Here is a 14169-nt window from a genome sequence, read left to right as displayed (position 1 = left end):
CCCCACCGCCTACGAAGCCACCCGATACCAACCAGTCGATCAGGTAGCGTGACAACACCTCATCGACCCTGTCCGTCAAAACGGGGCAACCCCAGAAGTCCTCAGCTGGGTCGAAGATGGAAGCTTGCGACTGCTGGGATGCTCTTAGGTCTGCGGCATGTTGCGCCTGGGACGTCACAAACTGCCACTCGGGTGTAGCCACCTTGTAGACATAGCCCAGCGCCATGATGTGGGTCTGCTGCACGAGTAGGTGACATCTTTGACCTGCCCCACCGGAAGGGTTGGGCAGGTCACACTGTCACCTACTCGTGCAGCAGACCCAAAGGTTGTCCACAGCTGGGGCCGGCCGGTCGTAACGCTGCTCGCGAGGTGGTCGATACCGAACCACACCGCGAGCAGGAGCTGAGATGACGCATTCCGATGGCGAGGTTGAGTCGAGCGATGACGACGCGGTGCAGCTCCTCAAGACCGAGTACCAGATGCTGGGGAGCTACGACACGTCGGCCGCGTCGACGCTGGCGTCCATCGGCAGCATCGGCTTGGTGGCGCTGTTCTTCGTGGCCAAGGAAGTCGGCGCCATTCTCGCCGCTGCGCCGCTGTGGATCCAGGCTTGCGCTCCGCTCGTGCCGTTGGCGTATCTTGCCGTTCTGGTCTACTTCACCGCGCTGATCTCGTTCCGTGCCAAGCAGTTCCGTGAGGTCGAGCGTGAGCTCAACCATCGAGTGCGGGCGACGCACACATCCGCTCGTGGACGCGATGAGATCGAGAAGACGATTCTCGCGAAAGCGCTCATACCGGGTACCGCTCGCGCTCACCTCTCGATTTCACGACCCCGGCCGAGCGAGCCCCTGGGCTGGCTGTTGACCTTTGGTGTGGGGCTCGTACTTGTGATCTTCGCAGTGGCTTGCATCGGGCTGGCAGCGCGGCTGATCCACGACCACCCGATACTCGGCGGATGGCTGACGATTCTGTATTGCGTCGGCGTCGTCCTGGTGCTGATCTGTGCGTTCAGAGGCAACATGCAGACGACCTCGCTGTGGAAGGCGAGCATCGAGGGCGGCGCCGACACAGGCCTCAGGCCGGAGGTGCTGGTTCGGTTCTTGTTGCCGCGATTGGACGGTCTGGCGAAGCTGCCCACGGTGATCTTTCCGGTCGTGTACGTGTGGGCCGTCGGTACACCCGACCATCCCGTGACGCTGGCGTCGATCGTGTTCACACTGCTGGTTTTCGAGATGGTGCTCTACCAGGCGCGGTACTCGTGGAACGACCTGCGCGGAGCTGGCGACGAGGAGAGCCGGGGTGATCAGAAGCATCGTGCGCGTCTGCCGCACGACCTTCGCCCGTCTGAGGTGCTGTTGCTTCTCAGCGGCCTGGCATTGCGGCTCGCGCTCTGGCTAGCGGTCTGTCTTGTTCCGGCTCTGGCGCCGGCACTCACTGCTGAAGATCGAGAAGCGCTGCTCCACGCGGGTCTCGCGGTGGTGGCTCTCGGGGTGTTGTACGAGGTCGGCAGAACCGCCGGAAAAGATCTGGAGTGGCAGTACGCGCGACGCTCGTTCGCGGTGCTGTCGGTCCTGACCGCCGGCGGCTACGCGGCGCGCGGCTATCTGTGCGCGGTCATTGCCGGTGGCGGCACTATCACGGCAGCGGTCGTCGCGATGAGTGTTGGGCTGTTCGGCCTGGCCTACGTCCAGATCGTCTGGGCTCTCGAGGCGATGCAGTTCCTGAACGACAACGGCGACGTGAACAAGGAAGCTCTCAGCGCCAAGCCGCACGTCTGGTACGCGGCGACGGCATCGCGGATACTGAAGACCCACACGCCGATCACGACCGCGCAACTCGATGAAGAGTGCAAGGACAAGGTGCCTCAGCAGCTGCGTGTGATGTGGCCGGGGATCGCGGCATCACTCACCTCGGGTCGTCTGACTCTTTTATCGGGTTTTCAGCTCGTCGGCATACTTTGCAGCGCGCTCGCCGGATTCGTCGTCGCCCGCGACGGGACCGCGCTGCAGTGGTCGGAGATGGCGGTACTGGCTGGTGGCGTTCTTTGGGGCTCAGGGCTTGTTGTTCTGACGCAGACGCTGCGGCGCGACCGCTTGGCCGGCTTCCTGCTCCCTGCGACCGGCTGCCTGCTGGTGGTACTGAGCGTGCCGGTCGTGCCGACGGCAGTGAGGCCAGTGCTGCCGGTCTTGTTCGTGGCGTGCGGGTACGGCCTCGTCGCGAGTCAGACGGCTGACCAAGCCTCTCAAGGGCTGAAGAGCGCTTTCGAGAATGCCGCAACGGCCGTACGCAAGATGTTTCTTCGCCTGGCCGAGTTCGCGCTCGGGGCCGCGGCCTGGAAGGCCATGGGCTGGTCGGTTGATGATGAGCTCACCGTGGACAAGGGGGCCACCGCTCGTCCACGCATGCGCCAGTAACGATTGCGGATGACGTGGAGATTGGTGAGGTGAATCAGCGATGCGGACGTCGCTCGGGAAGTAGGCCGTGATGTCGGTAGAAGCCATTGAGCTGGTGGTGACGGCGTTGACCGCTGGTGCCGCCGCAGGAATGAAGGACACTGCGACCGCCGCTGTGAAGGACGCGTACGCCTCCTTGGTGCGCAAGGTGCGCCGTCGGCTGACTGGTGACGAGCATGGGAGCGCGGCAATCGTCGATGAGCATGCCGCAGATCCACAGGGCAGGCGATCAGCTCTGGTAGCTGCGTTGACGGAGGCGGGCACCGCGGATGATCAAGAGCTGCTGGCCGCCGCTTCGGAACTGCTGGCTCGCATCGATCCCGAAGGCGCGCAGGCGGGCAAGTACGAAATCGACGTGCGGGGATCGTAAGGCGTTCAGATAGGTGATGGCAACACGATGAACATCACCTTCTGACTGGCGGTGATGATGGCTGGTACCGGTGGCAGGCATGGGTCGATGCCCGCAGACGAGCGTGGGGCGAGCGGACCTGGGACCACGTTCGAGGTCACCGCGTCGGGCGCTGTCGGTCCGCAGATCGGCGACCACAACGTCCAGAACTTCTACTTGGCGCGGCCAACGTCCGTCCGATGGCCTGTTCGAGTCGGGGTGATTCCGCCGGCTGCAGCGTGCTTTCAACAGCGAGCTTTCATCGCAACTGTCGACCAGATGCTCGCCAGCGCGGACAGAGCGGCATCGGACAGAGCGGCATCGGGCGGAGCGGCGAAGGTGCTGTCCGGGCTGGGTGGAGTGGGCAAGACGCAGGTAGCAGTCCGATACGCCGAGCAGCAGTGGGCCAAGAGAGCACTGGACCTGCTGGTGTGGGTGACCGCGACGTCGAAGGATGCCATCCTCACCGGCTATGCGGAGACCGCGTGCCAGGTCCTCGGAGTTGACGAAGCCTCGCCGCAACGGGCGGCCGAGAGACTCCTCGCCTGGCTCGCCGCCACCGACAAGTCCTGGCTCATCGCCCTGGACGATCTGCAGGATCCCGGCGATGTCAGCGGTTTGTGGCCGCCCACAACGGGCTCTGGCCAGGTCCTGATCACCACACGTCGTCGAGATGCCGCCCTGACTCGGTTGGCGCGCGCGGTGGTAGACGTCGACGTCTTCACACCAGAAGAGTCTCTTGCCTATCTTCACGATGCCCTCACTGACCATCCGCACCTCAAGCAGGGTGCGGCCGCCTTAGCAGCCGACCTCGGGCACCTTCCCCTGGCTCTGGCGCACGTAGTTGCCTATCTGATCGACCGGGACCTGACATGCCAGGACTATCGGGCTCGGCTGGCCGACCGCCGCAGAACACTCACCGACGTGTTCCCAGCCCATGGTGAACTCCCCGATGACTACAGACGGACAGTGGCAGCGACTTGGTCGCTGTCGATCGAGCTCGCCAACGGGCTTGCGCCTAGAGGAGTGGCCCGACCTCTGCTGGCCATCGCATCGCTGCTCGACCCCAACGGGTTTCCCATCGATGTGTTCACCCGCCATCCGATCCTCGATCACGTCACAAGTGAGCTCGGTCGTCCCATCGAGACTGACGACCTACGGGATGCGTTGCGCTGCCTCCACCGGCTCAGCTTGGTGACCGTCGACCGCGCGCAACCGGAACGGGCGGTACGTGTACATGCACTGGTGCAACGCGCGACCCGCGAGACCCTTACGGATGCAGCACTTGCCGGTGTCGCGCGCACGGCTGCTGATGCTTTGGTGGATCTCTGGCCAACCACCGAATCCAATATTCGGCTGGCTCAAGTCTTGCGCTCCAACACTGATGCTCTACATGCCAACGCTGGACGTCACCTGTGGGCGCCGCGAGGACATTCAGTGCTCTTCCGGTCCGGACAAAGCCTGGGAGACTCGGGCTTGGCCGCAGATACGGTGGTGTACCACCAGGATCTGTTCATCGCCGCCGACCGCTACCTCGGCAGCGACCATCAAGACACCTTGGCTGCGCGCCGGGAAATCGCACGGTGGCGAGGCGAGGCGGGTGACCTGGTTGGAGCGGCCGCAGCGTTCCCATCCTTACTGGCAGACGTCGTGCGATGTTTGGGCGTTGACCACCCCGACACGCTGAACACTCGTGGCCACCTCGGGTATTGGCGGCGCAAAGCGGGAGACCTGGCGGGCGCGATGTCAGCTTACGAAGAACTCCTGGTCGACAATTTACGAGTGCTGGGGCCTGATCACGCGGATACGCTCAGCGTTCGGGCGAACTTGGCCCAATGGCAAGGCGAGGCAGGTGACCCAGCCGGAGCAGCTGCGGCGATCACTGTTCTGCTCGCAGACTTCCTGCGAGTGGTCGGGCCCGATGACATCGCGACTCTTTGGAGCCGAGGCAACCTGGCTCATTGGCAAGGCGTAGCAGGCGACCCCGTCGGCGCGCGCGACTCGTTCGAGTTGCTGCTAGCCGATCACCTGCGGGCACTTGGACCCAACCATCCACACACGCTCCGTACCCGTCGTCGTCTCGCCCACTGGTGTGGCAAGGCAGGAGACCCCGTCAGTGCAGCGGCGGCCTACGAGGAGCTGCTAGCCGACTACCTCCAGATCCTCGGCCCCCACTACCCGGACACAATCAGCACTCAAAGCGACCTCGCATATTGGAGGGATGTTGCCGATGGTGTGAAGCCACATTGATCGACTGGCGGTTTGGATCGCGAGGTGACTGTCGGATAAACGAATCAGTCACTTCACGCGTCATAGCCAACGCGCATCGGCGCTGGCTCAGTAGTCCATTCCGGACCTGAGATCGTGCCGTTCGTTGACGTCCTCCACGTCGTCGTAGCGGTGCAGCTCCTCAGCGGTGCACGCGGAATGCGCATCATCAGGGCTAGCTGCGAGCGCCTCGGCGTCCTCGCGCAGGTCTTCAGCCCGTTCGATCACGTCATCGCGCAGAGCTGCGATCCGGCGTTCGTTCGATGAGAACTGATCTTCAGGTGTGGTCACGACGGGCCTCCAGTGTTCGTTGAGTTTGTTCCAGGCTCGGGTACGGGAGTCGTCCTTGCGGGGCTGTGGTCCAACGGGACTTCTGGGTTGTCGGTGGTGATGCGGTATGTCTCGCGGTAGGCCGCAGCAGTTGCGGCAAGTTCGTCCCGTCGGGATGCGGCGGTCGAGTCGGTGGGACGCGGACCGAGACCGCTTGACCAAGTCGGCTGCGATTCGACGATGTCCTGGCGCAGCTGGGCTGCGCGCTCGGTGATCGCCCGTGCGAGCTGGTCGAGGTGCTCCGCCAGTTCGGGTCGGTCGATGAGCGAAGCTGGATCCGCGGCGTTGAGCCAGGGGAGCGGGCCGCGGGGCCGCTCGGGTTCGCCTGGCGCAGCGGCACGTTGGATGCGTTGCTCGACCCGTCGGTAGAGCACGGCGGCCGGATCGCGTGCTCCATCGAGGCCGGAGAGGCTGCAGTTTTCGGTACGCACAGGATCCGCTCAGTCCTTTTCCGATAGACGCGCGAGTTCGTCGAGTGTGTCCTCGCGGACTTCGTCGACGCGCAACGACGTCCATCGGCAGAGCGGCCAGCTGTCCAGCAACCACTGACGTGGTGCGGGTTTGTCGGCAAGACTCGGGCACGACTTGCGCAATAACAACGCTGTCTCGTCTCTGGCGCGAATCTGTGCCTGTTCGATCTGCCCCACCAAGTTTTCGATCGCACGCTTGGCGTCGGGATCACGTGCGATGCGCTGGGCCCCCAGGCGGGCGATGATGGCGTCGAAGGCACTCGGACTCCTCAACCTTGCGAAGACGGCGAGCGCTTCATCGCCGGTCTGGGCCAGTGTGGTGGCCTTTCGGAGTGGAAGAGAGCTCATGAGCGCGAGAACGATCATGAAGAGCGTCACTCCGAGGGCTGCGATCGACATACTGGTGGTGGGGAAATACTTCACGGCGAACACCGATCCCAAGATCACCACGGGCAGAATGATCAGCCCTGCCACTGTCGTGACGACCTTGCGCAGGGTGGGGCGCATTAGGCGACTCAGCGCCGCCAGCAGTTGCAACACCGCGAACGGCCCGCCCCATCTGGCCAGAGCCGAGGCTCGCAGTCGCAGCCAGTTCGGGAGCCGCCAGCCGCCGAGAAGCACCATCGCGACCGGGAGCAGCGCCCACCAGGCCACCCTGCTGCCGATTCCGTTTCCGCTGGACCAGATCACGGCGGCCGGCCAGAGCGCGCCGTAGAGCGTGATCGCCACGGCTACGGTCATCGAACCGTGAACGCTTATCGTGTATCCGGCCGACACCCAGCAGAAGAACGCGTTCACGGCCAGAGCACCGGTGATGCCCGTAGCCCTCAGCACTTTGTGTTCCAGCAGCGTGTGCTGCGACATCGACTCGACGAGACGCCCTCCGCCGCGCCGAAGTGCGACTTGTGAGAACGCGAATGACACTGTCATCACCGCTACACCTCCGACGACCACGGTGATGAAGAGAGCGCTGACGGCGTTCGTCGAGCCGGGATCCGTGCTGATGATCGGTGCGACTTCCACGGCGAAACCGCCCGCGGAGAACAAGACTGCCACTGGGATCGCGATCGTCAGCAAGTTCAGCAGCTTCAGGAACTCGGACGGCTGAGCGAGGCGCTTGATCTGCGCGAGCGTGGAGGCGCGCCTCCTGTACAGGTCGACGGACGCGGCCAGCCCGAGCAGGGCACGTCTGATGTGGGTGCGCAGCAGGGGACTGAGTTCGGGCAGGGATCCGGCGCTTCGAAACGCGCCCTCACGGAGCAGTTCGTTGCGTGACCTGAACGCCTCGGTGAGCAGCCTCTCCGCAACAGGAGTGCTGGCGAGCAAGACGAAGTCGAGCGCTCTGCGCTTGTCCAGGCGATGACCGGAGTCCCAGGCGCGGAGGAGGATCTGGTCGACGAGCGGCTTGAGCGGCTCGCGTATGGCGTCCACCCGGTTCTCCAGCCCGGTCGACAGGATGCGCAGCAGGTGCAGGCAACCGTCGGGCCAGCGGAAGTCTCCGGCCTCGGCTTGGTCGGCGAACATCGTCAGTCGCGCTCGTGCCTCCGCCAAGAGCGGCTCGGTGTCCTGCTTGTTCTGAATCTGGAGCAGCGTCACTGCGGTCTCGCGCCATTGGTCGTTGTCCAGCAACGACGTGACAGGCACTCGACGTCCTTGGCGGATCACCACGCAGGCCGCGAAGTACTCCTGGAACCGGCGGTGTACGAACGAGAAGGTGGCTTTGCTTGCTGTGTTGACGTCGGTGCGACCGAGCTTGGCGTACTCCAGCGCGTCGAGCACGGTGCCGAGCCAGCGCGGCGTGAGCGTGTCCAACCCGGAGGCTGAAGCCAGCAGCATCTCCTTGGACGGCGTTAGTCCCATGCGCGGCACGGACCCCATCAGGAAAGCGATCTCCTCAGCACCCGCTCGCAGGAATCCAACCTCGACGTTGAACCGGGCTTTGATTCGTCGGGCGTCCCGCTGCAGCCTGTGGTCCAGATAGTCCTCGAAGACCGCGTGGGAGTTGGCGGGGAACTGGCCCCTAGTCCGCATGTGTTCGCACAACAGGCCGAGGAACATCGGGTTGCCGGCGAACGTCGCAATGTCCTGCGACGCCGCCGCAAGGCCGGAGCGCAACGCGCGGTCGGCCGGGTGGTCGAGGTCGGCCCGCCGGATCAGCTTGTGCTGTTGGCGCAGGGACAGCCGCAGAATTCTGAAACGAGTGTACTGCGAGCTGTCGGGGCTGGTGAAGTCGCGGGACGCGACGACGCCCCGGCATTTCGAGAACGGTCCGAGAAAATCTGCGATCGCCTGGGCGTAGAGAGGAGCGACCCGTCGGGTGTCCTGTGCGGACAGCAGATCCGGGATCTCGTCGAACGAGTCGAACAGGAACAGCCACGAGCCTTCGTCCAGACCACGGTCGAACTCGGCGTCGAGCACCTCCTGGACGTCTCTGCTGTTGACCTCGTTCAGGGTCGCGAGCACGAACGTCCTGATCTGCTCCGCGTTCGCCTGGTCTGGGCGGATGTCGAGCTGCTTGAGATTGATGTAGAGCGGGATGGTCGAGTTCACCTTCTTGCTCCTCGCCGCGTCCTTGGCGAGCATGCGTGCAAGGTGCCTCAAGGCGATGCTCTTACCCGCTCCAGGTTCGCCTTCGAGTAACACGAGCGGTACACCGCTGCGGCTCAGTGCCTGGGACAGCGACGGCACGCGACGCAAGGTGGAACGCCGGAACGGCAGGACTCTCCGCATCCACCGGCGGCGCCACGTCTGCTCGATCTCGACCTCGGCTTCGAGCTCGGCGTACTTCTCGTCTCTCCAGTCCTCCTGCAGCTCGAGATGACGCAGCTGGTTGTCGAGGTGCTGCGCGAACATCTGACGCTTGCGCCGGCGACGTCGTTCGGAGCTCACACGTCTGCCGACCACCCAGCGGATCAGGTTCACGCACTCGCGGATCATCGGCGGAAGCACGTTGATGAGAGGGGACAGAATGACCAGGATGATGACGATCGCGAGGGACTTGACCGACCAGCTGGTAGCAGGGTCGAGCAGGTAGCCGAAGACCTTCTTCGCATCCTCGAACGGATTGCCCTTGTCTCCCTGATCTTGAGCGATACCCGCTGCGGCCGCCATCTACGACTCCGTTGTCTTCGTTTCGCCCGAGTTGACAGGCGCTACATCGCCTCGTCTCACCAAATGCGTTACAGGATCGTCCGAGACGTGTCAGATGATGGGCGCAGAAAGTGGACAAATTGTTGACAGGTCTCGGATCTGCTTCGGCTCGATCGCGATCCACCTTGTTCCGCCGGAGTCCGGTCGTTCGGCACCCCGCAGGCGAGTATGTTCACACTCTCCTTTCGAAGTACGTGAGCGTCCGACGCTGGGGACTGTAAACGAGCGGTGTAATTCCCGATCATGGAAGTGCACCTGATGACCAACATGATGTCCGGCGTGCAGAACGCTGAGGACTCGACGCCCGCGACCGGTCTGGACGGCCCTGGACGAGCAGCTCGTCGCGCAACTGCTGAGCAGCGCCAAGGCCAGCGGGCTGAAGCTGACCGGTGAGGGTGGGGTGCTGCAGGACAAACCGGGCATCTTCGTCCACCTCGACTGGTTCGCCGACTCCCAGCACAGCCACCAGTTGAGTCCGGCCGCGATACGTGCAGTGGTCGAAGCATTCGCGGCAGCGCCGTTCGTCAGCAAAACCGGGTCCGTAGGAATCAACCTGCACGTCGATCAAGGCCCGTCCAGCATCCTGGACCACGCGACGAACCGGACGTGGGGAGCGCTCAGCCGTGCGAACCAGCTGCAGCACGTCGACCGTCTCGGGGTGGACATTGGCGATGACTACGACTGGCATGCTTTCCAGGGGTTGAAGGATGCTCACTTCACACCCACCGGGCGTGCGCCGGTCTTCCGGTACGCGATTGCCGCTCACTACTACGGGAACACCTGCTCGTCGGGGATATCTCGTGGAATCGGTGGGAGTGACTTCATTGTGAGCTCGGCCGGGTACGACGGAGGCGTGGCGTCCACGATCCAGCAAGCCAGGACGTTCATGCACGAGCTCGGGCACAACCTCGGCCTCCGCCATGGTGGTAGTGACGACCTCCACGGCAAGCCCAACTACCTGAGCACCATGAACTAGTCGTTCCAGACCCGCGGGCTGATCAAGGATGGAGTCGCGGGCCAGCTGGACTACTCGAGGCGAACGTCGCCGACGCTGGACGAGAACCACCTCGACGAACGTTCGGGAATCAGCGCGCCGGGCTACGGAACCATCTACAAGTGTGCGGGTTGAGGCACGTTCTCGACGGTGCGCGACGCGAATGGTCCGCTTGACTGGAACTGCGACGGCGACACCAACGAGACCGACATGAGTTCGAGCATCAACAACGACAGGACGCTGAGAAGGTTGACCGGCTACGACGACTGGCGCGACCTGTGGTTCAAGAGCGGTGCGACCGGTCTTGCAGGGGTGACTCCCGATCTCCCGTCGGCCACCGCGAACGAGACTCTCACTCCTGCCGTCGCGGCCTCGCTGCCCGAAATCGGACTCGACTACCGCTTGACCGGGTTTGCCGCGCCGGTGGACAACCTGCCGACGGTGAACGTCGCCAAGGCGGGCAGCGCGATTCCGGTCAAGTTCGGCCGGGGCGGGGACCGCACCCTGGACATCGTCGCCTTCGGATCTCCGCAGTCACGTCAGGTCGACTGCGTCAGCGGGCAACCGCTCGACGACATCGAGACCACTGCGAGCCCTGGTAGTTCCGGGCTGAGCTACGACGTGAGCAGCCAGCGGTACACCTACGTCTGGAAGACCGACCGGGCCTGGTTGGGGACGTGCCGGATGCTCACGGTCGCGCTCAAGGACGGGACCCTGCACCACGCGGCGTTCAAGCTGAAATAAGGCAGGCAGGTCGAGTTAATGCTCGACCTGCCCACCATCAGCACCTCGAGTTCACTGCTCGAGCATGCCGGGGCCGAAGATCTCGTACTTGATGTCGTCGACGTGCACACCCCGGCGGAGAAGCCCGGCCCTCATGTCGCGCATGAAAGCGATCGGCCCGCACAGCCCGCATGTCCGCCCTCGCCGCCGTTCTCGTACCAGGTCAGCTGCTGGAAACCGGTGAGACGGCCGTACTCCGCGTGATGTGCGTGCCGATCAGGCGAAGTCTCGGCGTGCACGGCGACGGCTGTACGTCCGGGTTGGGTGGTGGCGATGTGGTCGAGCATGGACAACATCGGGGTGATGCCGATGCCCGTGCTGATCAGCACGACGGGCCGGTCGCAGGGTTCGAGCGTGACCTCGCCGGCGGGTGGGCCGATCAGGACGGTGTCGTCCGTCAAGCTGATCGGGCACGGGATCCCTTCGTCCTTGGCTCACGGCGCATGCTCCGCGAGTTCCTTGGTACCGCTTGGAAACGCTCCAAGCGAGGAGTTGAAGAGCTCATGACCCGAATCGGGGAATTGTTGCGAGTTCGCGGATGCGACTTCAACGTCTGTGTTCATGGTTGCTTCAGTGTTGACCAAATCGAACGTCACCTTCACCTGAGGGCGGCCTGCTTCTCGCCAGGAGCAAGCCGCCTCTGCCTGTTCTGGAATTGGCTACGCGGCGAGCGGATGCTGCTCACCGGTGAGCGCTGCCAGTGCCGTGGCGACTTCCTCCAGGGTGGCGCGGACGTAGGTCGTGGTGCTGCCCGCGTCGGTGTTGGTGTCGTTGTGTCCGGCGAAAGCGCGGGCGACGGCGTAGCCGAAGTGCCGTTCGACCCACGTCAGCGTGGTGTATCGGAGCCAGTGGGTGCTGACGCCTTGTTTGCCCGCCCACGCGAGGTGTTCGCCGACGCGGCTCCAGAGGTTGTCATAGCGGTGGTAGGTGATCGGGCGGCCGTCCGCATAGCGGAGCAGGCGGCCGTTCATTGGCGCGCCGCGATGTTCGACGTGTTGAAGCAGGTGCCACATCAAGGTGGGGGAGACCGGTTGCCAGCGGGAGGTCTCTCCCTTCTCGCGGAGATGAACCAGGCATTGCTCTTCGTCGAGGTCTTTCGGCCGCAGGGCCAGCGCGCCACCGCGGCGAGCGGCTGTCTCGGTGTGTAGTCGGATGATCAGCGAGTCGAGCTGGGGATCGTTTCCTGTCGTCGCGACGACGTCGTTGAGCTGATCCATCTGTTTGCCGGACAACGCTCGTCGGTTGCTGGGTTGTCGTCGGGGTTTGGGGACTTTGGCGGCGGGGTTGGCGCGTTCGTCGATGAGGCCGTCGTTGACGGCGTGCCGGTAGATGCAGCGCAGCGCGGCGATGAGGTGTTCGGCGGCGGAGTTGCCGCTGCGGGTGTTGCGGCGGACGGTCAGATTGGCTTTGACGTGCTGGATGAGTCGCTGGATGTCGGTGGGGGTGCGGTCGCTCAGGGAGATGTCAGACCACTTTTCGAGGACGCGGTTCCAGTAGGGGCCGTAAGCGCGCCGGGTACCGTCGCTGACAGCGGCGGAGACGATCGGGATGTACTCGCCGAAGGTCGGGGCCGGCGGTTTCGCGGAATTGAGCAGGTCCTCGGCGGTCACGCCCATCCGGTCGAGAACGAGGCGTGCGGCGTCGAGTTCTGCTTGTGTCGGTATGCCGGTCATTCGTCCTCACCGCCTGGCAGAACGGGCAGGATCAGCCCGTCCAGTGCGATGGGCGGGAACACCGTGACCGTCTGCCGGTCGACGTCGGCGGTGAGGAAGACCCGGTCGCCGGCGCGCAGGTCGGCTGCTCGGCGGGCGTCGGCTGGCAGTCGCAGATACCCCTGCCTGGTGAGTTTGAAGACGCCGTGTGGATCGGCGGTCACGACAAGCAGGCCGCCGTGTTCGCGCATGTTCAGCCGGGTGCCGGCGTGCCAGTTCAACGCGGTGATCAGATGGCGGTCTGCGACTCGGCCGCGGTCGTCGACCGCGCCCATGCCGTACAGAACGCTGCTCTGCCGACAGGCCCGCGATCCAGGCACCGTGACGAGTGGGAGTGGCTGAGCGGTTCCGCGGGTTTGCGCGCCTGGTGCATTTCCTGGCGCGCTTCCGGGAATGACCGGGCGGATGTAGGAAATGGTCATCGGGCGCCACCTACCTGTGGCGCCGAAACGCAAAACAGGTGCTCAAGAATACTTGAGCACCTGCCACGTAGACGTGGCAAATTTGCCACTTTTCCGTGTCCGAGGACGAAGTCGCACACTATTCACCCACGTCGCCCTTCCTGGTCCTGAGCAGCCCGCCTGGCCCGTTCGGCACATGAGGCCCGTCCCGCGGTGGTCATGAGGGACGGGCCTGACGCCTCAGAGTCGTCGATGCCGAGCGCATCCCCCAGCACCTCTGTTCGCATTCGCCAGGAGGGTGAGAGGGGTGAGCCGACGTCGGCACCATTGTGGCGGCGTGATCACAGTCGGCCCAGAACGTCACAGTTGCTGATCCGCAACCTTCGACCTTGACCCACCGATAGGATTCGGCCGCAAACGACATCACGATCATGCTGAGCCTGACCCGTTCCGTTGAGCGCGGTCGTCCTGGATCTGGACTCGCGCCCGAACGCATCGGCCGTTTCCGGCTCAGAGGCTGATTCGGTGACGGATTCGGCGCAACCGCAGCGCAACCGAGTGCGACCGGGTCGCGCTACTCGAGACCTAGAACCTTGTGACATCGAAGCGGTCGATGTTGACAAGGGAGTCTCAGTGAGCACAACGCGTGTGGTGGCGGCAGCGGCGACGTTCGGTATCACGGTTCTGGGTCTGCTCGGTGCGGCCGGCGTGGCGAACGCCTCGGCCGCCGAGGGCGAGATCCGGCCGGTGCCGGGCGCCACGGTCGTGGGCGACCGCTACATCGCGGTGTTCAAGGACGGCCAAGGCGGCGCCGCGGGCGAGCTGGCGGGCCGCTTCGGCGGCAAGGTCCGCACCACCTGGTCCTCCGCGCTCAACGGCTTCTCCGTGGAGATGACCCAGGCGCAGGCCCGCCGTTTGGCCGCGGACCCCCGCATCGCCTACGTGCAGCCCGTCACCGAGGTCCACATGACCGACACCCAGTCGAGTGCCACCTGGGGCCTGGACCGCACCGACCAGCGGGCCCTGCCGCTGGACACCAAGTACTCCTATGCCACGACGGCGGCCAATGTGACCGCCTACATCCTCGACACCGGTATCCGTACCAGCCACGCCGAGTTCGGTGGCCGGGCCCGCGTCGGGTTCGACGCGATCGGCGACGGCCGCAACGGCCAGGACTGCCAGGGCCACGGCACCCACGTCGCGGGCACCGTCGGCGGCGC

Annotated in this window: 12 protein-coding genes; 6 read left to right on the top strand and 6 right to left on the bottom strand. The window is 64.5% G+C overall.

Annotation, left to right across the window (positions count from 1 at the left end; genetic code table 11):
* Positions 1–244 (bottom strand): hypothetical protein (locus ABZ345_RS46615; RefSeq protein WP_359862090.1); only part of this gene is annotated, 244 nt, incomplete at its 3' end.
* Positions 245–407: 163 nt separating this feature from the next.
* Here ABZ345_RS46615 and ABZ345_RS46610 point away from each other — a divergent pair.
* The 3 genes from ABZ345_RS46610 to ABZ345_RS46600 all read left to right on the top strand — a co-directional run bounded on the left by ABZ345_RS46610 (position 408) and on the right by ABZ345_RS46600 (position 5091).
* Complete coding sequence (locus ABZ345_RS46610; RefSeq protein ID WP_359862088.1) at positions 408–2414, top strand: hypothetical protein; 2007 nt, start codon at positions 408–410, stop codon at positions 2412–2414.
* A 70-nt stretch (positions 2415–2484) separates the two neighbouring features.
* Complete coding sequence (locus tag ABZ345_RS46605) at positions 2485–2823, top strand: hypothetical protein (protein ID WP_359862086.1); 339 nt, start codon at positions 2485–2487, stop codon at positions 2821–2823.
* Positions 2824–3120: 297 nt separating this feature from the next.
* Positions 3121–5091 carry a tetratricopeptide repeat protein gene (locus ABZ345_RS46600; protein ID WP_359862084.1) on the top strand — a complete coding sequence of 657 codons (1971 nt, stop codon included), beginning with the start codon at positions 3121–3123 and terminating at the stop codon, positions 5089–5091.
* Positions 5092–5178: 87 nt separating this feature from the next.
* Here the strand turns inward: ABZ345_RS46600 and ABZ345_RS46595 are convergent, their stop codons facing one another.
* Positions 5179–5400, bottom strand: coding sequence for a hypothetical protein (locus tag ABZ345_RS46595; protein ID WP_359862082.1), 222 nt, complete (start codon positions 5398–5400; stop codon positions 5179–5181).
* 479 nt (positions 5401–5879) lie between these two features.
* Positions 5880–9020 carry an NACHT domain-containing protein gene (locus ABZ345_RS46590; RefSeq protein ID WP_359862080.1) on the bottom strand — a complete coding sequence of 1047 codons (3141 nt, stop codon included), beginning with the start codon at positions 9018–9020 and terminating at the stop codon, positions 5880–5882.
* 439 nt (positions 9021–9459) lie between these two features.
* Between ABZ345_RS46590 and ABZ345_RS46585 the strand changes: the two genes are divergently transcribed.
* Both ABZ345_RS46585 and ABZ345_RS46580 read left to right on the top strand, forming a co-directional pair.
* Entirely contained in the window at positions 9460–10035 is a 576-nt protein-coding gene (locus tag ABZ345_RS46585) for a zinc-dependent metalloprotease family protein (protein ID WP_359862079.1), read from the top strand.
* A gap of 168 nt (positions 10036–10203) precedes the next feature.
* Positions 10204–10797: a PxKF domain-containing protein gene (locus ABZ345_RS46580; protein ID WP_359862077.1), complete on the top strand. Its 594-nt coding sequence runs from the start codon at positions 10204–10206 to the stop codon at positions 10795–10797.
* Positions 10798–10928: 131 nt separating this feature from the next.
* Here the strand turns inward: ABZ345_RS46580 and ABZ345_RS46575 are convergent, their stop codons facing one another.
* The 3 genes from ABZ345_RS46575 to ABZ345_RS46565 form a co-directional block, all read right to left on the bottom strand.
* The gene (locus tag ABZ345_RS46575; RefSeq protein WP_359862075.1) at positions 10929–11237 is read right to left on the bottom strand and encodes a hypothetical protein; all 309 of its coding nucleotides are present in this window, start codon (positions 11235–11237) and stop codon (positions 10929–10931) included.
* Between the two features lie 258 nt (positions 11238–11495).
* On the bottom strand, positions 11496–12452 hold the full coding sequence (locus tag ABZ345_RS46570; protein WP_359862073.1) for a site-specific integrase: 957 nt from the start codon (positions 12450–12452) through the stop codon (positions 11496–11498).
* 53 nt (positions 12453–12505) lie between these two features.
* Positions 12506–12868 (bottom strand): AbrB/MazE/SpoVT family DNA-binding domain-containing protein, encoded by a 363-nt coding sequence (locus tag ABZ345_RS46565; RefSeq protein ID WP_359862071.1) that lies wholly within the window; start codon positions 12866–12868, stop codon positions 12506–12508.
* A 714-nt stretch (positions 12869–13582) separates the two neighbouring features.
* Between ABZ345_RS46565 and ABZ345_RS46560 the strand changes: the two genes are divergently transcribed.
* A partial coding sequence (locus ABZ345_RS46560; RefSeq protein WP_359862069.1) for a S8 family serine peptidase occupies positions 13583–14169 on the top strand: 587 nt, incomplete at its 3' end.

The sequence above is a fragment of the Lentzea sp. NPDC005914 genome, from assembly GCF_040629405.1.
Classification (GTDB): Bacteria; Actinomycetota; Actinomycetes; order Mycobacteriales; family Pseudonocardiaceae; genus Lentzea.
The sequence above is the reverse complement of the archived record's forward strand: the minus strand, read 5'-3'. Positions and strand labels throughout refer to the sequence as shown.

Bases quoted from the DNA above. Each gene is read 5' to 3' on its own strand.
- ABZ345_RS46610 (WP_359862088.1), top strand. From the start codon at position 408: ATGACGCATTCCGATGGCGAGGTTGAGTCGAGCGATGACGACGCGGTG.
- ABZ345_RS46605 (WP_359862086.1), top strand. From the start codon at position 2,485: ATGTCGGTAGAAGCCATTGAGCTGGTGGTGACGGCGTTGACCGCTGGT.
- ABZ345_RS46600 (WP_359862084.1), top strand. From the start codon at position 3,121: ATGCTCGCCAGCGCGGACAGAGCGGCATCGGACAGAGCGGCATCGGGC.
- ABZ345_RS46590 (WP_359862080.1), bottom strand. From the start codon at position 9,020: ATGGCGGCCGCAGCGGGTATCGCTCAAGATCAGGGAGACAAGGGCAAT.
- ABZ345_RS46570 (WP_359862073.1), bottom strand. From the start codon at position 12,452: ATGGGCGTGACCGCCGAGGACCTGCTCAATTCCGCGAAACCGCCGGCC.